Consider the following 23,377-nt stretch of genomic DNA (forward strand, 5'->3'; position numbering starts at 1 on the left):
AGTCAACCGTTGGGCGCGTGGTGATTGCCTTGCCGGGAGTGGGGGCGGAGAATCGATGGCAGGGATAACCCAGCGGGAGAGTAGCGTGAGCGGACAGGCAGGCGGTGGTGCCAGAGGGAGTGGGTGGCGACATGCGGCATGCTGGTTGGTGGGGCTGCTGTTTCTGGTCATGGTGTTGCCGGCTCTGGCCCAGCAGGAGTCACTGCCCGAGCGTGCCGCCGTGGAGGAGCGACTCGCGGCCCTCGAGGAGGGGGCCGGCGAGGAGGGGCCTTCCGAAGAGGATCAGGCCACCATCGATCTGCTGACGGCGACTCTCGCCGATCTGGATGCTCTGGCCGAGGTCGAACAGCGCCGTGAGGCGCTCGAGAGCCGAGTGGAACAGGCGCCTCAGGAATTGCTGCGCCTGGAGCGCGAGCTGAACGAGGAGACGGCGGCCAGCCAGGTCTCCGCCGCCGAACTGGATGAACTCTCACTGGATGAACTGGAGGTCCGCCAACAGGAGGCGGTGGTGGAGTTGCAGCGCCTTCAGGATCGCCTCGCCGAGGTCAATGCGCAGTTGCTCACCGCCCAGACCCTGCCCGAGCGGGCACAGCAGTCCATCGCCGAGGCCATGCGGCGGGTGGAAGAGGCGCGACGCGACCTCGACGAGCTGGATGTCAACGATGTTCCCGCCGATGACCCCCAGCGCTGGCGGCGCCAGGTGGCCCGTGCCCTCGCCGAGGCACGGCTGCTCTATCACCAGCGCGAGCTGGGGACCAACACCCGACTTCGTGAGCTGGACCAGCGTCGCCAGGAACTGCTGACACGCCAGCAGGCGAGCCAGGAGGCGGAGCTTGCGCTGCTGCAGAATGTCATCGAGCGCAAGCGACGCATGGCCTCCGAGCAGGCCATCGCCGATGCGGTCCGCGATGACCCGCTGCTGGAGGAGGGGCATCCGGTTCTGGAGAGCGCCCAGGAGGTCAACCGCGCCCTCAGCCAGGAGCTGCTGCGTGCCAACGACCGCAGCAATGCCCTGGTGCGCGAGAGCCTCGCGGTACGCAGCAGTCTCGACCAGGTGCGTCAGCTTGAGCGTAGCCTCAACGAGCAGATCGAGGCGATCCGGGGCTCGACGCTGCTGGCGCGTATCCTGCGAGAACAGCGCCGTGCGCTGCCCCAGGTCGAGGCTCGCCGCAACCTCCAGGACGAGATCGCCGATCTGCGCCTGCGCCAGTTCGATCTGGCGCGCCAGCGCGATCAACTGCGTGAGGGAGAGCGTATGGCCAACCAGCGCCTGGCGGAGGCGGGGGTGGAGAGCAGCGAAGGGCTGGTCGACTCCCTGCAGCGCCTCTATCAGTCACGGCGCGAACTGGTCGATCGCCTCGAGCAGACCTATGGCAGTCTGCTCAGCTCGGCCATCGAGCTGCAGCTCAACCAGCAACAGTTGCACGAGACCACGCGCGGGCTGCGCACCACCATCGATGAGCAGCTGTTCTGGGTCGCCAATACGCGCCCACTGGGCCTGGCCTGGATTCGCCAGATTCCCGACAACCTCGTCCTGGAATGGAATGAAGGGGAGTGGCGTCAGGTACTGCCCACCACCTGGAGCCTGCCCACAGCGGGCGCCGTGGCGGGGCTGCCGCCACTGCTGCTGGCGGCGGCCCTGCTGTGGAGGCGCCGGCCGCTCAAGGCGCGCCTCGCCCGACTCAATGAGCAGATCGGGCGCCTGCGCAGCGATAGTCAGCTTCATACACCCCTGGCGATTCTCCTCAATGCGCTGCTGGCGGCGTCGGGGCCGCTGCTGCTGGCGGCGGCCAGCCTGGCACTGCTGGGGGGTGGCGATGCCATCGCCGATGCGCTGGGCATGGCCGGCCTGCAACTCTCCCTGGCGTGGGGTGTGGTGGCCTGGTCGCGCCTCTTGCTGGCGCCTGATGGCGTGGCTATCAGGCACTTCTACTGGCCGGCAGACTATGTCCTGCGGCTGCGCCGGTTGCTGGGTTGGCTGGGGCTGGCCCTGATACCGGTGCTGGCCATTGCCACCCTGGCGCGGGAGTCCGAGTTCGGGCTGAGCCAGCGCCCGCTGGCCCTGGCGCTGCTGCTGCTGGGTTTGCTGGCCATGAGCGTGATCCTGGCGAGGCTGATCCTGGCCCATACGCCCTTCTTCGGCGTCAGGCTGTTCCGCCTGGTGCTGGGCCTGGCCATGGCTGCAGTGCCGCTGGTGCTGGTCGGGCTGATTGTCGGCGGGTTCGAGTACACGGCCCTGAGCCTGGTCGGACGCTTCGTCATCACGCTCTACCTGCTGGGGCTATGGATCCTGGTGGAGGCGTCGGTGGTGCGTGGCCTGGCGGTCGCGGCGCGTCGCCTGGCGTTCCGGCGTGCGCTGGCGCGCCGCCGGGCCGAGAGCAAGGAAGGAGCCGACGGCGGCCCCGAGATCGTCGAGGAGCCGCCCCTGGACATGGAGCAGATCAACCAGCAGTCACTGCGCCTCTCCAAGTTGATCCTGCTGATCGGCTTCGTGCTGCTTTTCTACCTGGTATGGGCCGACCTGCTCACCGTGCTGGGTTACCTGGAAGAGGTGGCGATCTGGGGTGGCGAGGGCGATGACCTGGTGACCGACGCCCTGTCGGTGGCGGACATCTTCACGGCGCTGCTGATCATCGCCCTGACCCTTATGCTGGCGCGCAACCTGCCGGGCCTGCTGGAGGTCAGCGTGCTGTCACGCCTCGACCTCAAGCAGGGCAGTGCCTACGCCATCACCTCGCTGCTCTCCTATACCATTGTCGGCACCGGCCTTGTGGCGTCGCTGGGCACTCTGGGAGTCTCCTGGGACAAGTTGCAGTGGCTGGTGGCGGCGCTGGGTGTCGGCCTTGGCTTCGGTCTGCAGGAGATCTTCGCCAACTTCGTCTCGGGGCTGATCATCCTCTTCGAGCGGCCGGTGCGCATCGGCGATACCGTGACCCTGGGCAACCTCACCGGCACGGTGAGCCGCATCCGCATCCGCGCCACCACGGTCACCGATTTCGACCGCAAGGAGATCATCATCCCCAACAAGACCTTCGTCACCGACCAGCTGATCAACTGGTCGCTGTCGGACACCGTCACCCGGGTGGTGCTGACCTATGGCGTGGCCTACGGCTCGGATCATCGCCTGGTGCACCGTCTGCTGCGCCAGGCCGCCGACGAGAACGCCCGGGTACTTGCGGACCCCGAGCCTCAGGTGTTCTTCATGAACTACGGTGACAGCACCCTCGATTTCGAGTTGCGCATCTTCGTCAACAGCCTCGGCGATCGGCTGTTCGCCACCGACGAGATCAACTGCCGGGTCGGCGAGCTGTTTGCAGAGCATGGTATCGAGATCGCCTTCAACCAGCTCGACGTCCGGTTGCATCGCGCCAGCGACGGGCTGGAGCGCCGGGTGGAGAGGCGCTCCAGCGCCGAAGCCCTGGCGGAGCACCACCCAGCACCCGGCGCTCAGGGGGATCCGGGAGATATCGAGACCGGTGATGCCGATGGTGGCGGGGGAGGTGACGGGCGCTGAGGCGCCCCTGGGGGTCAGCGCCGCACGGCGTGGAGCAGGAACTCCCGGTTGCCGTCGCCGCCCAGCAGCGGGCTGGGTTGCCAGTGGCGGACCTCCAGGCCCACTTCTGCGCAGCAGTCGCGGATGCGCGCCTCCACCTCCCGGTAGCGCTCGGGGTCGGTGACCAGGCCGCGGGCGTTGACCCCTCTGGGGCCCACCTCGAACTGGGGCTTGACCAGGCTGGCCAGCTGGCTGCCTGCGGGTAGCAGTGCGGCCAGCTGGGGCAGGATCAGCGTCTGGGAGATGAAGGAGACGTCCATTACCGCCAGGTCCGGCCCGGTGGCGCCCTGCGCCGCGAAGGCCGCCTTGAGGCGGGTATCGTCGGCCATGGCCCGGGCGTTGAGCCCCTCCAGGCAGGTCACCCGGGGATCTGCGCGCAGCTCGGGGTCGAGCTGGTCATGACCCACCTCCACGCCGACCACATGGCGGGCACCGAAGCGCAGGGCGCAGTCGGTGAAGCCGCCGGTGGACTGGCCCACGTCGAGCACCAGCCGGCCCGTCAGTTCAAGGTCGAGCGCCTCGATCAGCGCCTCGAGCTTGAGTCCGGCACGGGAGACGTAGCGCTCCTCGGGGTCCTCCTCCACCGCGAGCCGGGTCTCCTCGGGCAGCCTCTCGCCCGGCTTGGCGAGCACCCGGCCCGAATCGGCGATGCGAACCCGGCCGTGGCGAATCAGCCGCTGGGCGCGGGTGCGGGAGCGGGCCAGGCCCTGGGACACGAGCAACTGGTCGAGGCGCGGCATCTTCCCCTAGGGTCCCTCGTCGGCCTGCAGGTCGGTAGGCGGGATGCGGTCGGCACCCCAGCTGCGGTGGATATGGCCGATCACGCGATCGAGCTCCTCCTGGGTGATCTGGGCCAGCTCGCCGCGCTCCAGCGGGTCGTAGTGGAAGATGTAGAGGCGCGAGGCGAACTGCTCGAAGGGCAGCGACGCCTCTCCTGCTCGCTCGCCGTGGCCGGCGGTGCTGACCTTGATGCCGTCGCCCCAGTCCTGGCCGCTGTCGTTGTTGGGGTTGAAGAAGTAGACCCGCATCACGTCGGAGGGGTCAAGGTTGACTCGCAGCACGGTGATGGCGTGCCAGCCGATGAAGCGTGCCGCGCTGTCGGTGACCGCGATGCCCGCCGGCTGCGGATGGATCAGCGGCTGGTTGCCGTTGTAGTAGGGGTGGTAGCTGGCATAGAAGTGGCGCAGGAAGGTATCCAGCTCATGCAGCTGGCCGCTGGCCACGTCGACGTTGATGCGAAAGCCTCGCCCGGACCACCAGCCGTGGAACTCGGGATTGACCCAGCGGTGCGGGTCGCCTTCGCGGCCGATGCAGCGTCGGCCCATCTCGGCGTAGATACGGTCGAGGTGGGGTACCACGATCAGCGACACCGGGTCGAGGTCCATGGGCAGACTCTGGGCCACCCCCGAGAGGCTGGCCATGGAGGAGATCGGCTGGCCCTCGAAATGCATGATGATCTCGTCGTCACGCGCCGCCCAGGCCACCATCTGCAGCAGGTAGTCCGGGTCGTTGTAGGCCCACATGGAGAGCGCCCGGGCCGACTGGCAGGTGGGGTTGTTGCCCTGGCCCACACCCAGTGGCTGGCCAAGCATGCACAGCACCCCTTCGAGCAGCCTGGCTCGCGGCGAGATCGCCTCGCCGAAGGCCAGGTTGAGCCGTGACTGTGACCACTCGGAGAGCGTCAGGCCCAGCTGGCGCCACATGGCCGGGGCCACTGGAGGCTGGTAGAGGATGCCGCGCTCGAGGGTCAGGGCTAGGCCGTAGGCGGCCTGGGGAGTGGCCGGGTGCACGCCGCCGCGGATCAGCGCCGAGACCAACTCGCGGTAACACAGCAGGCAGTCGCGGCCTGTGGCGGAGAGGCCCAGCGCCTCGGCCAGTAGGTGGTCACCGTGATCCAGCAGGTGGCGCAGCAGCACCGGGTGGTAGGGCGAGACCAGGCCGGTATCGTGCATTGCGCGGGCGAAGCCGGTGGCCTCGCCCTGCAGGGCGGCGGTGTCCATGCTGGCGAGCCGCTCGCGGTAGACGTCGATGCCCGGGTCCTCGCGGCAGGCCCAGGTCGGGCCGAACAGCGAGCTGACCAGGCGGTCGGCGCCCTGGCCGCTGGCGCCGAGATCGATATCCGGGTTGGTCTGGCACAGCGCGATCTGGGTGATCATCTGCTTGACCGGCTCTACCTGGATGGGCCGCTGCTGCAGGATGCGCCAGATCTCCTCGATCAGGCTGTCGACGATATGTTCGTAGCCGATGCGCTCGGCCAGATGGTGAAACAGGTGGCGGGGGATATTGGCCAGGCGCCCCTGGGTCTCCCGTTCGGCCTCGCTGGGCGCGCCGAACAGCAGCCACAGGTTGATGGCCATCACCTGGGTCAGGTAGTGATGTGCCTGCTCGGCGGAGATCATGGGGTGCAGGTACTCCCCCTTGGCCACTGCCAGCAGGCGAAGTTCGCTGAGCGCCTCGATGACCACCATGTTGGGGTCGGCGCTCTTCAGTGCGTGGGTCGTCAGCGTGGGCAGCAGGTACTGCGGGGTCTCCCAGTCGGAGCCGGCGAACACGCCGGCCTGCTCCAGGGTCTGGGCGCGTTTCTCGATGGCGGCGGCGCCACCCTCCTGAAGCAGTACGCGGCGTGCCGTATCCAGCACCCGCGGTAGCTTGCCGGGCTTGGCGAAGTCGCGTGCACCTTCGAGCAGGGCGGTCGCCTCATCGAGCTTGTCCAGCAGGCCGCGCAGCTTGGCATCGTCGGGTGGCGTCTCGCCGCCACCCGGCTGAGTCTCATCTTGCGTCGTCACGCTGAATCCTTGTCGTCCGGCTGTCATGCATTACATGACAGCCCAGATCACGCGCAGAAATCAAGCTCACACATAGAAATCAAGCTCTTCCATATGCTTGAGCAGCTCCTTCATGCGTGCCGCCTCGTCGCCCTTGAAGTAGATCAGCCCCCAGTGGGTGCCGAAGGCCGTGCGCTTGGTGACGGTCTCTTCCAGAGGCGGAGTGAGCTCGTGGGATTCGAAGTAGGGGTCGTCCTCGACCTCTTCGGGAATCTCCAGCTTGCTGACCACGCGGCGGCGCGGATAGACCCCGAAGCAGCCGGCATAGCCGTCGGCATCCACCACTTCCTTGGGGAAGAAGGCCTTGACCTCCTCGGTGGTGGCCTTGGGGTCGAACACCAGCATGCTGGCCTGGTAGGCATTGAACCCGTAGACCCGTTCGAGGAGCTCGAAGACCTTGAAGCCCGGCGGACGATAGGCGACCTCGCCGAAGTACATCTCGCCGTCGTTGGTGACGAAGTACTCGGGGTGGATCAGGCCGAACTCGATATCGAAGGCCTTGATCAGCTTCTCGATCTGGGCGGTGATCTGCGGGCGGTACTTCTCGAGCTCCGGGGAGGCCGGCACGAACACCGAGTAGCCCAGGGTCACGTACTCGGAGATGTTGAGGAACACGATCTTGCCGTCGTGGATCCACGCCTCGACCGCGAACTCCCAGCCGTCCAGGTGCGACTCCATCAGCACCGGGAACTCCTCGTCGGGGATGGTATCGACCTCGTCGGGGGTACGGATCACCCGGTGGCCCAGGCAGCCGGCCTTGTCGAAGGCCTTGAGGTGGATGGGGTCATTGGGGTCGCCGTCGAGCTTGAGCAGGGTCTGGTTGACCCGTTTGAGGAAGCGGATGACGTCCTCCTTGTCGTGGGCTTCCTCGAAGATACCCACGCGAATGCCGCCCAGCTGGGCACGGCGCTTCATCAGTGCCTTGTCGCGCAGCAGCAGCGATTGGCCGTAGAGGCGCGGGTTGTCGAGCAGCACCGAGTTGATGGCGCCGGCCCACTCCACGGTCTCCTCGAACATGGGGATGGCGACGTCCACGCCCATCTTCTTGAGCGTCTCGGCGATCTCCATGGAGCGGTCGTTCAAGCGCTCGAAGTTCCACGGCACGTAGGGGATATCATGCTTCTGGCAATACTCCTCCGCCCAGTCCGGCGCCACCACGACGTAGCGTCGGTCGAAGTTCTCGGCGGCTTCGACGGCGTTCAGGCTCCAGCCCAGCAGAGCGATATAGCCCTTGTTCGGATCCTTTTTCATGGGGCGCCTCCTGTGTTCGGCGATGAGCAAGCCTCCCTGACGTATCGTGCAGAGATAATGGCGTAAGGAAGGGTTAATCCTCATGCTACAGCACTCAGCGTTGGTCGACATCCTGCAATGTGCCGGCCCGCGCCCTTGCTTGCCTCCGGTGGCGCTGTTATAGTGCGCCCGCTCTCGGCAAGACGTTGATCGACAACGTCAACCAGGCCGAGTCGGCATCGAGACGATGTCGCGCTGTGGTGGCCCCGTCGGTCCTCCCGCAACGCCAAACCGCAAACCCCGCCAGGCCCGGAAGGGAGCAACGGTAGCGGTGGCCGCGTGTGCCGGGATGTGGCTGTCGGGGCCGCCTCCATTTCGGGCCCAGCTCCCGCCGGCTGGCTGGCCGTATCTCGCATCCCCTTATCCCCCCATCCAGTTGCCTCCTCGTCTTTGCTCCGTGTCGGTCGAGGTTGTCGGGCGCCTGTGGTCAATATCCCTGAAGCAGCCGCCAAACGGACGTTCGTTGGAAGGTCGTATTGGCCGCGGCGGTGAAGCGCGCTAAGGTGCAGACTTCGCCTTCCCTAGGCGTGGCAACGACTCACCAAGCGCAACAACACATCTACAGAAGAAGAGGGAACACCATGATGCGGCGTCGAATCCTCTCCACGGTGCTGGGCTCCATGCTGATGGCTGGGGTGGCCCAGGCCGAGACCGTCACCCTGGGTATCACCCAGATCGTCGAGCATCCGGCCCTGGATGCCAGTCGCCAGGGCGCCCTGGACGAGTTGGCCGAGCGCGGCTACGTGGAGGGCGACAACCTCGAGGTCGACTTCCAGAACGCCCAGGGTGACACCTCCATTGCCGCTCAGATCGCCCGCAAGTTTGCCGGCGATCGCCCCGACCTGGTGCTGGCGATCAGCACGCCGTCTGCCCAGGCCGCGGCGTCGGCGCTGCAGGACGATACTCCCATCGTCTTCACCGCCGTCACCGACCCGCTGATCGCCAAGCTGGTGAGTGACATGGAGGCTCCCGGCGGCAACATCACCGGGGTGGTGGATGCCCCGCCTCTGGAGGCGCAGCTGCAGCTGATCCGCGACATGTTCCCCGAGGCCGGCCGGCTGGGCGTGATCTACAACCCCGGCGAGGCCAACTCCGTCTCCCAGGCCGAGAAGCTCGGCGTGATGGCACCCGAGCTCGATTTCGAGCTGGTCGAGGTGACCGCCTCGCGTACCTCCGAGGTGATGGGCGCGGCGCGCAGCCTGGCCGGGCGCGTGGATGCCATCTATGTGCCGGTGGACAACACCGTGGTCTCGGCCCTGGAGAGCGTGCTCAAGGTGGGCTACGACGCCGACATCCCGGTGTTCACCGGCGACAACTCTTCCGTCGAGCGTGGCGCCCTGGCGTCACTGGGCTTCAGCTACTACGACATGGGTCGCCAGACTGGCGAGATGATCGCCAGCATCCTGGGTGGCGAGAAGGCCGGTGACCTGCCGGTGGGCACTGTCGAGAAGCTCGAGCTGATCCTCAACCGTGGCGCCGCCGAGCAGATCGGCTACGAGATCCCGGCCGAGTTCGAGGAGCAGGCGGTCGAGATCTTCGACTGAGGCATTGAACCGGGGAGGGGCAGCCCTCCCCGTGACTGGAAGCATTCATGAGTCTTATCGCCTTTCTGGGGGCCATCGAGCTTGGCCTCATCTTCGGTTTCGTGGCGCTCGGCGTCTATCTCTCCTTCCGCGTTCTGGATTTTCCCGACCTCACCGTCGACGGCAGCTTCCCGCTGGGTGCCGCTGTGGCGGCGGTGTGGATCGTCGGCGGCGGCAACCCCTGGGTGGGCACCGCCCTGGCGGTGATAGCCGGTGCCATGGCCGGAACGGTCACCGCCTGGATGGCGGTGAAGCTCAAGATCCTCAACCTGCTGGCCTCTATCCTGTCGATGATCGCGCTCTATTCGATCAACCTGCGGGTGATGGGTCGACCCAATATCGCGCTGTTGACCGACGACACCATCTTCACGCCGCTGGAGTCGCTGCCGGTCAGCCGCTATATCGTCTTTCCGCTGGCGATCCTCGTTGGCCTGGTGGTGGTCACCGCACTGCTCAACCGCTTCCTCAACAGTGAGGTGGGTCTGGCGATGCGGGCTACCGGCGAGAATGCCCGGATGGCCTCGGGCAACGGCATCAACACCTCGGTGATGGTGCTCTCCGGCATGGCGCTCTCCAACGCCCTGGTGGCCCTGGGTGGCGCATTGTTCGCCCAGAGCCAGGGCAGTGCCGACGTGACCATGGGCGTGGGCACCATCGTGGTGGGCCTGGCGGCGGTCATCGGTGGCCAGTCGCTGATTCCCGGGCGCACCATCCTGGTGGCCACCCTGGCCTGCATCTTCGGTTCCATCCTCTATCGCCTGATGGTGGCGGTGGCGCTCAACGCCGACTTCATCGGCCTCCAGGCCCAGGACCTCAACCTGGTCACTGCCCTGCTGGTCGGCTTCGCGCTGGTGCTCCCGCGGCTCAAGCTCAGGAGGCGCAGCGCATGATCGAACTCCAGGATATCCACGTCACCTTCAATCCCGGCACGCCGCTCGAGAACCACGTGCTCAAGGGGATCGACCTGACCATCGACGAGGGCGAGTTCGTGACCGTGATCGGCGGCAACGGCGCCGGCAAGTCGACGCTGCTCAACGTGCTGGCCGGGGAGATCATCGCCCAGCCGGGGCGGGTGCTGATCGGCGGGCGCGACGTCACCCGCCTGGCGGCCTTCAAGCGTGCCGACCTGGTGGCGCGGGTCTACCAGGACCCGCTGGCCGGCACCTGCAGCACCCTGACCCTCGAGGAGAACATGGCCCTGGCCTTCGCCCGCGGGCGTCGTCGGCGCCTGGGGCGGGCGCTGGACCCCAGCCTGCGCAGCCGCCTGCGCGACAACCTGGCGCGCCTGGGACTGGGGTTGGAGGATCGTCTCCACGACAGCATCGGGCTGCTCTCCGGCGGCCAGCGCCAGGCAGTCAGCCTGCTGATGGCGGCGCTGCAGCCCATGGAGATCCTGCTGCTGGATGAGCATACCGCGGCGCTGGACCCGCGCATCGCGAGCTTCGTACTCGAGCTTTCCGCCGATATCATCCGCGAACAGCGTCTCACCGCCCTGATGGTCACCCACAGCATGCGCCAGGCGCTGGACGTGGGGCATCGCACCATCATGATGGACCAGGGCGAGGTGGCCTTCGACGTCAAGGGCGAGGAGCGCGAGGGGCTCGATGTGCCGGACCTGCTCAGGCTCTTCGAGCGGGCCCGCGGCGAGCAGGTCGACGACGATTCGCTGCTGCTGGGCTGAAGGAGACACAAACCATGCGTATCTATCACTCAGACGCCACCAAGGCGCGCCGGGCACGCACGGAACTCGATGGCGGCCAGCTGGTGCCGCCCTGGGAGTGCCCGGAGCGGGTCGACATGATCCTCGCGGGCCTGCGCGAGGCGGGGGTCGGCGAGGTGTTCGCACCCGCCGAGCACGGCCTGGCACCGGTGCTGGCGGTACATGACGCCGACTACGTCGACTTCCTGGCGAACTGCTGGGATGACTGGCGGGCGCTGGGGCGCGAGGGCGAGGCGATCGCCTGGGTCTGGCCTACCCGGACCATGCCGGGGCGGCGCATCCCCAGCTGCGTCGACGGGCGCCTGGGTCACTACGCCCTGGGGGCGGATACCTCGATCTGCGCGGGTACCTTCGAGGCGGCCATGGCCAGCAAGGATGTGGCGCTCTCGGCGCTGGACCATGTGCTGGCGAGTGGTGAGCCGGCCTTCGGACTGTGCCGCCCGCCGGGGCATCATGCCGCCGTGGACCAGTTCGGCGGCTACTGCTTCTTCAATAATGCCGCGGTTGCCGCCCAGCGGGCGCTGGATGCGGGCCTGTCACGGGTGGCGATCCTCGATGTGGACTTCCACCACGGCAACGGCACCCAGCAGATCTTCGAGCGGCGCAGCGATGTGCTGTTCGTGTCGATCCACGGCGACCCCATGACCTGCTTCCCCTACTTCATGGGCCATGCCGACGAAGTGGGCGAGGGCGACGGGGCGGGCTATACCGTCAACTATCCGCTGCCGGAAGGCAGCAGCGCCGAGGTCTGGTTCCACGTGCTGGAGGCCGCCAAGGAGCGCATCCGCGAGGCGGGCTGCGAGCTACTGATCGTCTCGCTGGGGGTGGATACCTTCGCGGGCGACCCGATCAGTGCCTTCACCCTGGCAAGCGAAGACTTCACCGAGATGGGTCGCCGTCTGGCGGCGCTGGGCCTGCCCACCCTGGTACTGATGGAGGGCGGCTATGCGGTGGAGGAGATCGGCATCAATGTGGCCAACGTGCTCGGCGGCTTCGAGCAGGGCCAGGCCGGGAAGCGGAGTTAGGGTTTACTCCCGCTCGCCCTGGGAGCGCATGCCACGCTGGCGCTGCTGCACCTGCATGGCGTCCATGCGGGACTTGAGGGCGCTTTGGGTGGCCTGCAGCGCCTCGGCACGGATCTCCGCCTTGGTGGCCCGCTGGGCGGCTTCCTGGGCCTGCTTCTGCGCCTCCTGCTTGGCGCGCTCCACGGCGTCCAGGCGTGTCTTCTGCTCGGCACGCATCTCGGTGACTTCCTGACGCTGACGGGCGCGCTCCTCCTGCATCTCGCGCTTGAGCTGGCCGATCTGCTCGGCCTTCTCGCGAGCCTGCTCCAGGGCGCCGTCGCGCTGGCTCTCCGCCACGGCCTGGGCACGTTCGGCCTTGATTCGCTCCTCGTCCACGGCACGCGTCTCGCGTTCGGCGCTCAGGCGCGCCTGCTGGGCCTCGTCCAGCTGCTCGCGCAGCATGGCCACCTGCTGGCGGTGCTGAATCAGCCCCTCCTGAGCCTCCCGGGCCAGCTGCTGCTCACGCTCCAGCTCGTCGCGCAGGCCGTCGCGTTCGGCCTGCAGGGCGCTGCAGCGCTCGCTGGTGGCCCTGGCCTCGCGCTCGACCTGCTCGAGACGCCGCTCCAGCTCGAGGTTACGTCGCTCCAGGGCCTCGCCGATCTCGGCCAGGGTGGTGGCATCGGCGCGCGCCTCCTCGGCCAGTCGCTGGCCCTCGCTCAGGCCGCTCTCGGCATGCGCCGCCAGCTCCTTCTCCAGGGCGTCGATCAGCCCCGTGGGGAGCCGCGGGGCAGGCGGCTCGGGGACAGTACGGGCGTCACGCCAGGTGCTCAGGTGTCGCTGGGCAATGTTGGGCGAGCCGGTGCCGAGCAGCTCCAGCACCCGCTGCAGGGTCGGCTCGGCGCCACGCTGCTCCAGGTTTTCGGCGGCGGCGGCGACCTGCGCGTAGGTGATCGATGCGGCGGCGTGGTCGGGGTCTTGGGGTTGGCTCATGGTGTCGTCGTCCCTGTAATGGCCAGTGGCGGCCAGACTAGCACAGCCGCGCGGCGGCGGGCATGGTGGCTCGCTTTCCGCGGCGTCCCCCGGGCGCTAGAATGAAGGCTTCATGCCGGCCTCGCCGGCTTTCGTTTTCCCGCAAGGATATCGCGCCGCATGAGCTATCAGGTTCTGGCCCGCAAGTGGCGACCGCGCACCTTCCATGAACTGGTCGGCCAGGAGCACGTCCAGCGGGCGCTGGTCAATGCGCTGGACCAGGGGCGCTTGCATCACGCCTACCTGTTCACCGGCACCCGCGGGGTGGGCAAGACGACCCTGGCGCGCATCCTCGCCAAGTGCCTCAACTGCACTGCCGGTGGGCGGGGCGACGAGGGCGTGACCTCCACTCCCTGTGGCGAGTGCGACAGCTGCCGGGCTATCGACGAGGGGCGCTTCGTTGACCTGATCGAGGTGGACGCTGCCTCGCGCACCAAGGTGGAGGACACCCGCGAACTGCTCGACAACGTGCAGTACGCGCCGACCCAGGGGCGCTACAAGGTGTACCTGATCGACGAGGTGCACATGCTCTCCACCAGCAGCTTCAATGCGCTGCTCAAGACCCTGGAGGAGCCGCCGCCCCATGTGAAGTTCCTGCTGGCTACCACCGACCCGCAGAAGCTGCCTCCCACGGTGCTGTCACGCTGCCTGCAGTTCACCCTCAAGCACATGCCGCCGGAGCGTATCGTCGAGCACCTCGCCAAGGTGCTCGAGGCCGAGTCGGTGCCCTTCGAGGAGAGCGCCCTGTGGCTGCTCGGGCGGGCCGCCGAGGGCTCCATGCGCGATGCCATGAGCCTCACCGACCAGGCCATCGCCTTCGGCCAGGGGCGCGTCGAGCATGCCGACGTGGCGGCCATGCTGGGCACCCTCGACCAGCGCCATGTGCTGGCGCTGGTCGAGGCCCTGGCCGAGGTGGATGCCGCGCGGTTGCTCGCCGAGGTGGCGAACCTTGCCGAGCGCGCCCCGGACTTCGCCGGTGTGCTCGATGAGGTGACCGCCGTGCTGCACCGGCTGGCCATCGCCCAGATGGTGCCCGAGGCCCTGGACAACGCCCAGGGGGATCGCGAGGCGCTGCTGGTGCTCGCCTCGCGGTTCACCGCCGAGGACGTGCAGCTCTACTACCAGATCGGTATCCAGGGGCGTGGCGACATGGCCAGTGCCCCGGACCTGCGCACCGCGCTCGAGATGACCCTGCTGCGCATGCTGGCCTTCCGCCCCCAGGGCGTGCCCCGGCCGGCGACGACGCCACTGCCGCTGCGTGGCACGCCCGGGGAGGGTGGGTCGACGCCGGCCGCCCGCCAGTCGGAGGGCCAGGCGGCTGGCGGGGTGCCCCCGTCCGGGGCGTCTGCGGCGCCGGCTCCCGAATCGAGCTCCCTGGAACCGCCGCCGCCGAGCGAGCCTCCCGCCGAATCGGTCGCGCCGCCGCCCTGGGTCGAGGCCGAACCGGCACCCGAGTCAGACCCAATGCCGGCGCCGGCAACATCATCGCCGCCAGAGCCAGAGCCAGAGCCAGAGCCAGAGCCAGAGTCTGCGGCATCCCGGCCGCCTACGCCGCGCGTCGACGCGGCACCGCTCGGGCCCTCCGCCCGCGCCGAGGATACCCCACCGCCTGCCGCCCCATCGGCCGACCAGGCCGCCGGCCCCGACGCCGTGGAACCCGAGTGGGCGGCGGTGTCAAACGCAGCGGATGGTCGCTTCAGCCATGCCGACTGGCTGGCCGGCTTCGAGGCGCTGGGCCTGGGTGGCCTGACCCGCAACCTGGCCGCCGGCTGTGTGGTGGAGGAGGATGACGGCGAGCGGCTGAAGCTGCGCCTCGACCCGACCCTTTCCGCCATGCGCGCCGAGGTTCATATCGAGCGCATGCAGCAAGCCCTGGCCGAGCACGGCGTCCCGCGTCGGCTGGTGGTCGAGGAGGGCGAGATTCCGTCGAGCCTCGAGACTCCCCGCCAGCAGGCCGAACGTCTGGCGGCCCAGCGTCATGCCGCCGCGGTTGAGGCGCTGGGGAGCGACCCCCATGTACAGCAACTTCAGCAGGCCTTCGGCGCCCGGCTGATCGAGTCCACGGTGAAACCCGCCGGCGACCTACATTAGACGACCAGAGAGGACACACCATGTTCAACAAGGGTGGAATGGGCAACATCATGAAGCAGGCCCAGGAGATGCAGGAGAAGATGCAGCGCGTCCAGGAGGAGGTCGCCCGCGCCGAGGTGCTGGGCGAGGCGGGCGCGGGCATGGTCAAGGTGACCATGAATGGCCGCCACGATGTCAGCAAGGTGGATATCGACCAGAGCGTCATGGAGGAGGACAAGGAGCTGCTCGAGGACCTGCTGGCCGCCGCGGTGAATGATGCCGTGCGCAAGGTCGAGGCCAACTCCAAGGCCAAGATGGAAGAGGCGACCGCTGGCCTTAATCTGCCGCCCGGTTTCAAGATGCCGTTCTGACGATGAGCTTCTCCCCCCTCATCGAGAAGTTGATGGAGTCGCTGCGGGTGCTGCCCGGCGTGGGGCCCAAGACCGCCCAGCGCATGGCCATGCACCTGCTGGAGCGCGACCGCGACGGTGGGCGGCGCCTGGCCGCGGTGCTCGAGGATGCCCTGGAGCGCGTCGGCTACTGCCGGCGCTGTCGTACCCTCACCGAGGATGAGGTATGCGCTTTGTGCGAGAGTGCCCGTCGTGACGATGGCCTGCTCTGCGTGGTGGAGTCGCCCGCAGACCAGCTCGCCATCGAGGAGGCCGGCGGCTATCGCGGCCGCTACTTCGTGCTGCACGGCCATCTCTCGCCCCTCGACGGCATCGGCCCCGAGGACCTGGGCCTCGACGCCCTCGAGTCGCGGGTCGCCGAGGAGGGGGTCGAGGAGGTGATACTCGCTACCAACCCCACGGTCGAGGGCGAGGCCACCGCTCACTATATCGCCGCCCAGCTCACGGCCCACGGCATACGCCTGTCGCGCCTCGCCTATGGTGTGCCCATGGGAGGCGAGCTGGAGTATGTCGACGGTGGCACACTGAGCCGTGCCTTCAATGGCCGCCTGCCGTTCCGAGGCGACTGAGCCCACGCCCGCTCGCCTCATTCCCTTTCAACACTGCCGGAACCCCGATGCCCCTGACCCCCGAGATTCACTGGATCGATACCCCCGAGGCCCTGGATGCCGCCTGCCAGGCGGTGGCCGAGGCAGATGTCATCGCCCTGGATACCGAGTTCTTCCGCGAGAACACCTTCTACCCGGTGCCGGCGCTGATCCAGTTCTCCGCCGGAGGCCCGGCCTGGCTGGTCGACCCCCAGGCCGTGGCCTGCACCGATGCCTTCCGCCGCTTGCTGGCCGAGGGCCCGCTCAAGCTGCTGCACGCCGCCAGCGAGGACCTGGAAGTCTTCACGCGCTGGGCTGGGGTGACGCCGCGTCCGCTGGTGGATACCCAGGTCGCCCAGGGGCTGCTCGGCGACAATCCCGCCATGGGCTACCAGAAGCTGGTGGAGCACTGGGTCGGCGAGAGCCTGCCCAAGGACGAGACCCGCTCCGACTGGCTGGTGCGCCCGCTCTCCGAGACACAGCGCCAGTACGCCGCCCTGGATGTGGTCTACCTGGTGGAAGTGTGGGAACAACAGTGTCGCGAGCTCGAGCGCCTGGGGCGCCGCGACTGGCTGGAGGCCGACGGCGAGGCGATGCTGGCCCAGGCCGAGCGCAGCGTGGCCGCCGACGGCCAGTGGTACCTGCGCCAGCGCCAGCTGTGGCGCCTGGCGCCACGCCAGATCGAGGCCTACCGGCGACTGACCACCTGGCGCGAAGGCGAGGCACGTGCCCGCAACCTGCCGCGGGGCTGGCTGGTTCACGACCGTGTGCTGTTCGCCATCGCCGAGGCGATGCCGGAGAACCGCTACGAGCTCTCGCGGCTCGAGGACGTCAAGCCGAGCCTGGTCAAGCGCGACGGCGATACCCTGCTGGCTCTGGTAGCCGAGGCGCGGCATTGCGACGCGGCCGAGTTGCCCGGCGAGCTGCCGTCACCCATGGAGCCCGAGTTCAAGCGCGGCATCAAGGCGCTGAAGAAGGTGGTCAATGCCGAGGCCGAGGCGCTGGGACTGGCCCCGGAGGTGCTGTTGCGTCGCCGCGACCTGGAAGCCCTGCTGACCGCCCACCTGGAGGGAGAAGCCCTGCCCCTGCCACAGGGCTGGCGCGGCGAACGCCTGAATGCGGGCCTGGTGAAGGCCCTGGAGGAGCTAGCGTGATGAATGACGACCGTCTATCCGGTAATCGGCTGCTGTGCCAGGTGTTCAAGAGTCCGCTCAAGGAGGAGATGTATCTCTACGTCGACAAGCGCGAAGGCGTGGAGCGCGTGCCCGAGCCGCTGCTTGCGCGCTTCGGCAAGCCGCAGCCGGCCATGATGCTGATCCTCAGCCCCGACAAGCGGCTGGGCCGTGCCCGCGCCGACGAGGTGATGCAGGCGATCCGCGACAAGGGCTTCTACCTGCAGATGCCTCCCGCCAAGGAGGAGTACCTGCTGGATCTCTACCGCACCCCCACCGAGGCGAGGTACTGATGCGAGAGCGGTTCTGGGAGCAGTATCCCCTCGAGGAGCTCACCGCCGAGGAGTGGGAGTCGCTCTGTGACGGCTGCGGCCAGTGCTGCCTGCTCAAGTTCCAGGATGACGAGACCGGCGAACTGGCGGTGCTCAACCTGGCCTGCGAGCTGCTGGATATCCACAGCTGCCGCTGCAGCGACTATCCCAATCGTCTGGCGCGGGTGCCGGAGTGCACCCAGCTGACGCCGGAGCGGGTGGACGAGTTTCGCTGGTTGCCGCGCTCCTGCGCCTACCGTCGGGTCGCCGAGGGGCGCAAGCTGGCCGCCTGGCATCCGCTGCTCAGCGGTGACCCCGAGCGCGTCCATCGCAAGGGCGTCAGCGTGCGCAGCTTCGCCGTCTCCAGCCGCGGGGTCCCCGAGGAGCAATACGAGGACCATATCATCGCGGTGATACCCATCGATTGATTGTCCGGGGGCAGCCGTCGGTTCCCCCCCGTTGCGCGGCAGGCTAGGCTTCGAGGTGCACCACGCCCAGCGCCCAGAGGATATAGGCGTCCTGGCGGGCGCCGTCGTGCCATGCCTTGAAGCGACCCGAGGCACCGCCGTGGCCGGCGGCCATGTCGGTGCGCAGCAGCACCGGCCCGCGTGCGCTGCCCAGTTCGGTAAGCCGCGCATAGAGCTTGGCCGGCTCCCAGTAGGGCACCCGTGTGTCGTGCCAGCTGCCCTGCAGGAACAGCGTGGGGTAGGGGGCCTCGGCGAGGTTGTCCAGCGGTGAGTAGGCGCCGATGCGCCGCCGGGCATCGGGGTCGTCGGGGTTGCCCCACTCGGTGTATTCGGCGGTGGTCAGCGGCAGGTCGGGGTTCTCCATGGTGCGCAGCACGTCCACGAAGGGCACGTCGAGCACTGCTGCACAGAAGGCCTCCGGTGCCAGGTTGAGGCTGGCACCCACCAGCAGGCCGCCGGCGCTGGCGCCGTAGGCCGCGATGCGCTCGCCGTCGCCGATGCCGTGCTCCACCAGGGCGTCGCGTGCGGCCAGGAAGTCGCGGAAGCTGTTGGCCTTGTGCTCGAGCTTGCCGGCCAGGTACCAGGGCTCGCCACGGTCGCCACCGCCGCGCACGTGGGCCACGGCAAAGGCCACGCCGCGGGAGAGCAGCTCCAGGCGGGCCACCGAGAACCAGGGATCCAGCACCTCGCCGTAGGCGCCGTAGCCATAGAGCAGGGTCGGCAACGGGTGGCCGACCAGGTCGGTGCGCATCACCACCGAGACCGGGATGCGCTCGCCGTCGTGGGAGGTCGCCCACAGCCGCTCGCAGGCGAGCTGCTCGGGGCTGAGGTCACCGTGGATCGGCTGCTGCTTGAGCAGGCGGCGCGCGCCACTGTCCAGGTCGTGCTCGATCCAGCTGACCGGCAGCACGAAGGACTCTTCACGCAGGCGCAGGCGGCGGCTGTCGAAGTGGGGCTCGTCGCCCAGCGCCAGACTGCATGGCGTTTCCGGCAGCGGCAGGCGTTCGTCCCGGGTGACGGCGTGGTCGGGGTCGAACTCCATGACCCTCAGGTGCACCTGGGCCTCGTCATGGTCGCGCTCGGTGATCACCAGCCCCCAGCTGAAGGCGTCGACGCCCTCCAGGGTATGGCTGTTGCGGTGGGCGATCAGCGGTTGCCAGCGTTCGGCGTCGGCGCCGCTGTCGAGGCGCGACTCCGCCAGCCGGTCGAGGCGGAAATGGGTCGCGCCGCGGTTGTGCAGCAGGTAGAAGTGCCCGGGGCGATGGTCCAGGGCGAGCTCCACGCCGCTCTCCCGGGGACGGAAGCAGCGCGGTGGCGTGGCCGGGGCATGGGCCGGTATCAGGTGGCACTCGCTGGTGTCCTTGGAGGCGCTCTCCAGCACCAGCCACTCCCGGGAGCGGGTCTTGCCCAGGCCCAGCCAGAATTCCGGGTCCTCCTCGCGCAGCACCAGCACGGGTTCGTCCGCCTCGCCCTCGGTCAGCCCCAGGCGCCATACGCTCTCGGGGCGCTGGGTGGCGTCGTAACGGGTAAACAGCAGGGTGGCATCGTCCTCGGCCCAGCTCAGCTCGGCGCCAATGCCCTCCAGCAGGCGCACGGGCTCGCCGTCGGGGAGTCGAGCCAGGAAGAGGTCGAACATCTCGTCGCCGGTGGTGTCCTCGGTCCAGGCTAGCCAGCGCTCGTCAGGCGACAGGGCCATGTCGCCGAGTTCGAGGAAGTCGTGGGCCGCGGCTCGGGCCTCCAGGTCGAGGAAGGGCGCAGCGCGGTCGGGCTTGCCATTGGGATGACGCCACCACACCGGATAGTCGGCATCGGCGGCGGTCTCGCTCCAGTAGGTATAGTGGTCCAGCGGCGTGCGCAGGCCGTGGACGGCGAGCTCGCGACGTGCCAGGTGCCCGTGGTAGAGGCGCTCGACGAGCTCCTCCAGCGGGGCGAACCAGGCATCGCACTCGGCATTGGCGGCCTCCAGGAAGCCGGTTACTTCCGGGTCCTCGCGCGCCTCCAGCCAGTGCCACTCGGGGTCGTCCGGACGGCGGAAGCGAGAAACCGGGGAGGAAAGAGGGCGGTCGGGGTGCTGCGGCGGCTGTGCTTTCATTGCTCGGGATGTACCATACTCGGATGAGAGAAAAGTGAGGTGGCAATGCCTATTACCGAATCGATGAGCCTACTATGGCTGAGCTACGGCGTATTGTCGCTGGTGGTGTTGCTCACCGGCTACCTGGGGCTGGCCTTCCTGCCGCGACTGCTGCGGCTGCCGATCACCTGGCTGGTGGCGGGTGTGATGTGGATGCCGGCGCGCTTCCGCCTGCCGCTGCTCGAGGAGGGGGATTTCTACACCGGTCTCGCGCCGGCGGTGGTCGTGGCGACGGTGGCCTTCCTCGAACGCAATACCGAGGCGCTGATGCCGGCCCTGACCCTCACGCTGCTGGGCGCGGGGCTGGGGGCTGTCTTCGGGTTGCTGCTGTGGTGGCTTGGCAGGCGGCGTGGTGGGGCGCAAGTCAGGCAGGAGCCCGAGGATGATGCCGATGATCGGCGTGGTGCCGAGCGCCGGGAGCCGGTGATCGGCTAGTTCGACCAGGGGTGATTGACTAAGGAGGCCAGGATGGCCAGCAGAGCCCGGGGCTTGGCAGGACGGCGCATCGGCGTCTGGTTGGTGCTTGTCTGCCTGTGTGCGCTGCTGGCCCCTACCGCTTTGGCACAGGCGGTGCAGAGCCGGCCGGAAGTGCGCGTCATCATCGACGTCTCCGGCAGCATGCGCGCCAATGACCCCGAGCGGCTCAGCGCCAGCGCCCTGGAGCTACTGGTCTCGCTGCTGCCCGAGGGAACCACCGCCGGCGTGTGGACCTTCGGCGAGACCGTGGCCAACCCCCTGCCTCGGGGTGAGGTGGATGGCGACTGGCGCGCCGACGCCCGCCAGCTGCGTCCGCGCCTCGCCGGCGTGCAGCCCTACACCGATATCGAGAGCGCGGTGCGCCGCGCAGCGGCCCCCGAGGCGGACGGCTGGCGTCATCTGGTACTTCTTACCGATGGGGTGATCGACCTGTCGCCCTCCCGCGGCGCCAAGCCCGGGGTGGATGACGCCTCGCGCCGTCGGCTGCTCGACGAGCTGGCGCCGGGCCTGGCCGACGAGGGGGTGGTCGTCCACGCCATCGCCTTCTCCGACCAGGCCGACATGGCGCTGGTCGAATCGCTCTCGCGCACGACCGGTGGCCTGCCGGCCCTGGTGGCCTCTCCCGAGAGCCTGCTGGGTGCCTTCCTGGATATCGTCGAACGCATCTTCCCCGCCGACAGCATCCCCCTTGCGAACGGGCAATTTCGCATCGAGCCGGGTATCGAGTCCTTCTCGGCGCTGCTCTTCCACGAGCCCGGCGCCGAGCCGCTGGTCCTGGTGGGCCCGGACGGCAGCGAGTATCGCGCCGCCACTCCGCCCCCGGGCGGTCGCTGGCAGGTCGAGCCGCGCTTCGACCTGCTGCGGGTGCCCGAGCCCAGCCCCGGCGAGTGGCGCGTCGAGGGCGAGATCACCGGCGAGAGTCGCATCGGGGTCGCCTCGGCGCTGGCCCTGCGTACCGGCAAGTTGCCGGCCACGACCTTCCTGGGCTTCCCGCTGCCGGTGGAGGCGTGGCTTGCGCGCAATGGCCTGCCCTTCGATGGCGAACTCGAGGAGCTTGAGCTGCGCGCCGAACTCGTCGCCGACGACGGCGAGGTGCAGTCGGCGGCGACCCTTGCACGTGATGGCGAGCGCTTCCGCGGGGTGCTGCCGCCTCCTTCGCTGCCCGGCACCGCCAGCCTGGTCATCAGCGCCGAGGCCGAGGGCTTTGTCCGACAGCGCGTCCAGGCGATCAACCTGCTGGCCCCCCTGGTGGCAAGCCATGAGCCCGAGTCGCAGCGGGTGGTGGTGGCGGCGCGCCACCCCGAGCTGGGGCACGCCAACACCCGCCCCTGGGCCGAGCTCGCCGGTGATCGCCTCGCCGTCGAACCGCTGGGCGAGCGGCGCTGGACGATCGCGCTCCCCGAACTGGACGACAGCGTCAGTCGTCCGCTGCTGCTGGGTGCCGAGGTAGAGCTGGGGGGAGAGACCCATGCGCTGCGCCTGCCACGCCTGGTGCTGTTTGCCGAGTCGGCTACCGGCCTCGACCTGGCCGCCGCGGATGGCGAGCTTTCCGCCGAGCGTTTCCATCAGGACCTCACCACTGGGCACGGCGCCGACGAGGCGCCCGATGGGACCGTGGAACGCCTCGTCGCTACCCTCAATGAACTCGTTGCGGCCGGCATCCAGCGCTGGCGCACGAGCTGGCTTCCGCACCTCGCGGCACTGGCCGCTCGGCCGCTGGCCTGGGCCGTGGCCGCAGGCCTGCTGCTGGTGGCACTACTGCTGCTCATGCTACGTGGCCGCCGCCGCCAGCGACGCCACGCCCATCGGGAGGATCCGCATGTGTGAACTGTTGGGCATGAGTGCCAACGTGCCGACCGACATCTGCTTCAGCTTCACCGGCTTCCTGCATCGCGGCGGGGGCACCGGGCCGCATCGCGACGGCTGGGGTATCGCCTTCTACGAGGAGGGCGGCTATCGCGACTTTCGCGACCCGCACCCCTCGGTGCGCTCGCCCATCGCCCGGCTGATCTGCGACTACCCGATCAAGTCGCATATCGTGATCAGCCATATTCGCCAGGCCAATGTCGGCCAGGTTCGCCTGGCCAATACCCATCCCTTCGTGCGCGAGATGTGGGGTCAGCCCTGGTGCTATGCCCACAATGGTCAGCTCGCCGGCTGGCAATCGCTGCCGCTGACCTTCTACCGGCCGGTGGGTGACACCGACAGCGAGCACGCCTTCTGCTGGCTGCTTGGCGAGCTGCGCCAGCGCTTCCCGGAGCGTCCGGAAAGTGCCGAGCAGCGCGAGGGACTGTGGCGGCTGCTGCACCAGCTCTGCGAGCGGCTGCGGGGCCTGGGCGTGTTCAACCTGCTGTTGGCCGACGGTGACTACCTCTACACCTTCTGCTCGACGAAGCTGGCGCATATAACCCGGCGAGCCCCCTTCGGCAGGGCCAGCCTCTCCGACGCCGAGCTGACGGTGAATTTCGCCGAGCACACCACCACCCACGACATTGTCTCGGTGATCGCCACCGAACCGCTGACTGACAACGAGGCCTGGGAGCGCATGGTGCCCGGTGAGCTGCTGGTGTGGCGCGACGGCCAGATCTGCGCGCGCTTCGGCAATCACCCGGCGTCGGCATAGTTGCCGGCGAGCGCTGCAAACGATAGTTTGAATCGATCGTTTTACAGCGCTCCAGGCGCGGTAGTAAGGTAGCCACGGGAAAACAACAAGCGTCGATGGCGCATCGGCGATATTGCGGAGACACG

19 protein-coding genes and 1 other RNA gene are annotated in these 23,377 nt (G+C 68.4%); 15 read left to right on the forward strand and 5 right to left on the reverse strand.

The window, feature by feature from the left end:
• Positions 1-85: 85 nt before the first annotated feature.
• Complete coding sequence (gene mscK, locus ACJ7IV_RS05325; RefSeq protein ID WP_483866093.1) at positions 86-3,514, forward strand: mechanosensitive channel MscK; 3,429 nt, start codon at positions 86-88, stop codon at positions 3,512-3,514.
• A 14-nt stretch (positions 3,515-3,528) separates the two neighbouring features.
• Here mscK and ACJ7IV_RS05330 read toward each other — a convergent pair whose 3' ends face one another.
• The 3 genes from ACJ7IV_RS05330 to ACJ7IV_RS05340 form a co-directional block, all read right to left on the reverse strand.
• On the reverse strand, positions 3,529-4,293 hold the full coding sequence (locus ACJ7IV_RS05330) for a TlyA family RNA methyltransferase (protein ID WP_483866094.1): 765 nt from the start codon (positions 4,291-4,293) through the stop codon (positions 3,529-3,531).
• 6 nt (positions 4,294-4,299) lie between these two features.
• Entirely contained in the window at positions 4,300-6,339 is a 2,040-nt protein-coding gene (locus ACJ7IV_RS05335; protein WP_483866095.1) for a hypothetical protein, read from the reverse strand.
• A gap of 66 nt (positions 6,340-6,405) precedes the next feature.
• The gene (locus tag ACJ7IV_RS05340) at positions 6,406-7,629 is read right to left on the reverse strand and encodes an ATP-grasp domain-containing protein (RefSeq protein ID WP_483866096.1); all 1,224 of its coding nucleotides are present in this window, start codon (positions 7,627-7,629) and stop codon (positions 6,406-6,408) included.
• A gap of 246 nt (positions 7,630-7,875) precedes the next feature.
• On the opposite strand from ACJ7IV_RS05340, the gene ffs reads away from it, so the two are divergent.
• The 5 genes from ffs to ACJ7IV_RS05365 all read left to right on the forward strand — a co-directional run bounded on the left by ffs (position 7,876) and on the right by ACJ7IV_RS05365 (position 11,996).
• An RNA gene (gene ffs, locus ACJ7IV_RS05345) (signal recognition particle sRNA small type) lies at positions 7,876-7,972 on the forward strand.
• 277 nt (positions 7,973-8,249) lie between these two features.
• On the forward strand, positions 8,250-9,212 hold the full coding sequence (locus ACJ7IV_RS05350) for an ABC transporter substrate-binding protein (RefSeq protein WP_483866097.1): 963 nt from the start codon (positions 8,250-8,252) through the stop codon (positions 9,210-9,212).
• Between the two features lie 47 nt (positions 9,213-9,259).
• Positions 9,260-10,141: an ABC transporter permease gene (locus ACJ7IV_RS05355; protein ID WP_483866098.1), complete on the forward strand. Its 882-nt coding sequence runs from the start codon at positions 9,260-9,262 to the stop codon at positions 10,139-10,141.
• Entirely contained in the window at positions 10,138-10,932 is a 795-nt protein-coding gene (locus ACJ7IV_RS05360; RefSeq protein ID WP_282041823.1) for an ABC transporter ATP-binding protein, read from the forward strand. The genes ACJ7IV_RS05355 and ACJ7IV_RS05360 overlap by 4 nt, the downstream gene beginning before the upstream one ends.
• A 14-nt stretch (positions 10,933-10,946) precedes the next feature.
• A complete protein-coding gene (locus ACJ7IV_RS05365; RefSeq protein ID WP_483866099.1) occupies positions 10,947-11,996 on the forward strand; it encodes a histone deacetylase family protein in 1,050 nt (349 codons plus the stop codon).
• A gap of 3 nt (positions 11,997-11,999) precedes the next feature.
• On the opposite strand, the gene ACJ7IV_RS05370 is transcribed toward ACJ7IV_RS05365, so the two are convergent.
• Positions 12,000-12,965: a DNA-binding protein gene (locus tag ACJ7IV_RS05370; RefSeq protein WP_483866100.1), complete on the reverse strand. Its 966-nt coding sequence runs from the start codon at positions 12,963-12,965 to the stop codon at positions 12,000-12,002.
• Positions 12,966-13,124: 159 nt separating this feature from the next.
• Between ACJ7IV_RS05370 and dnaX the strand changes: the two genes are divergently transcribed.
• Genes dnaX through ACJ7IV_RS05400 form a run of 6 tightly spaced genes read left to right on the forward strand, consistent with a single transcriptional unit; the run spans position 13,125 to position 17,982 of the window.
• A complete protein-coding gene (gene dnaX / locus ACJ7IV_RS05375; RefSeq protein ID WP_483866101.1) occupies positions 13,125-15,095 on the forward strand; it encodes a DNA polymerase III subunit gamma/tau in 1,971 nt (656 codons plus the stop codon).
• 20 nt (positions 15,096-15,115) lie between these two features.
• A complete protein-coding gene (locus tag ACJ7IV_RS05380) occupies positions 15,116-15,445 on the forward strand; it encodes a YbaB/EbfC family nucleoid-associated protein (RefSeq protein WP_161432671.1) in 330 nt (109 codons plus the stop codon).
• Between the two features lie 2 nt (positions 15,446-15,447).
• The gene (gene recR / locus ACJ7IV_RS05385) at positions 15,448-16,053 is read left to right on the forward strand and encodes a recombination mediator RecR (protein ID WP_483866102.1); all 606 of its coding nucleotides are present in this window, start codon (positions 15,448-15,450) and stop codon (positions 16,051-16,053) included.
• 47 nt (positions 16,054-16,100) lie between these two features.
• Entirely contained in the window at positions 16,101-17,225 is a 1,125-nt protein-coding gene (gene rnd, locus ACJ7IV_RS05390; protein WP_483866103.1) for a ribonuclease D, read from the forward strand.
• Positions 17,225-17,536: a YcgL domain-containing protein gene (locus ACJ7IV_RS05395; RefSeq protein WP_483866104.1), complete on the forward strand. Its 312-nt coding sequence runs from the start codon at positions 17,225-17,227 to the stop codon at positions 17,534-17,536. The genes rnd and ACJ7IV_RS05395 overlap by 1 nt, the downstream gene beginning before the upstream one ends.
• Positions 17,536-17,982 (forward strand): YcgN family cysteine cluster protein, encoded by a 447-nt coding sequence (locus ACJ7IV_RS05400; RefSeq protein ID WP_483866105.1) that lies wholly within the window; start codon positions 17,536-17,538, stop codon positions 17,980-17,982. The genes ACJ7IV_RS05395 and ACJ7IV_RS05400 overlap by 1 nt, the downstream gene beginning before the upstream one ends.
• Positions 17,983-18,025: 43 nt before the next feature.
• Here the strand turns inward: ACJ7IV_RS05400 and ACJ7IV_RS05405 are convergent, their stop codons facing one another.
• A complete protein-coding gene (locus ACJ7IV_RS05405; protein ID WP_483866106.1) occupies positions 18,026-20,113 on the reverse strand; it encodes a S9 family peptidase in 2,088 nt (695 codons plus the stop codon).
• 45 nt (positions 20,114-20,158) lie between these two features.
• Between ACJ7IV_RS05405 and ACJ7IV_RS05410 the strand changes: the two genes are divergently transcribed.
• Genes ACJ7IV_RS05410 through ACJ7IV_RS05420 form a run of 3 tightly spaced genes read left to right on the forward strand, consistent with a single transcriptional unit; the run spans position 20,159 to position 23,252 of the window.
• Positions 20,159-20,587 (forward strand): hypothetical protein, encoded by a 429-nt coding sequence (locus tag ACJ7IV_RS05410; protein ID WP_483866107.1) that lies wholly within the window; start codon positions 20,159-20,161, stop codon positions 20,585-20,587.
• 33 nt (positions 20,588-20,620) lie between these two features.
• On the forward strand, positions 20,621-22,456 hold the full coding sequence (locus tag ACJ7IV_RS05415; RefSeq protein WP_483866108.1) for a VWA domain-containing protein: 1,836 nt from the start codon (positions 20,621-20,623) through the stop codon (positions 22,454-22,456).
• The gene (locus tag ACJ7IV_RS05420; protein WP_483866109.1) at positions 22,449-23,252 is read left to right on the forward strand and encodes a class II glutamine amidotransferase; all 804 of its coding nucleotides are present in this window, start codon (positions 22,449-22,451) and stop codon (positions 23,250-23,252) included. Before ACJ7IV_RS05415 ends, ACJ7IV_RS05420 begins: the two co-directional genes overlap by 8 nt.
• Positions 23,253-23,377 lie beyond the last annotated feature (125 nt).

This window comes from Halomonas sp. C10-5 (genome assembly GCF_057169305.1).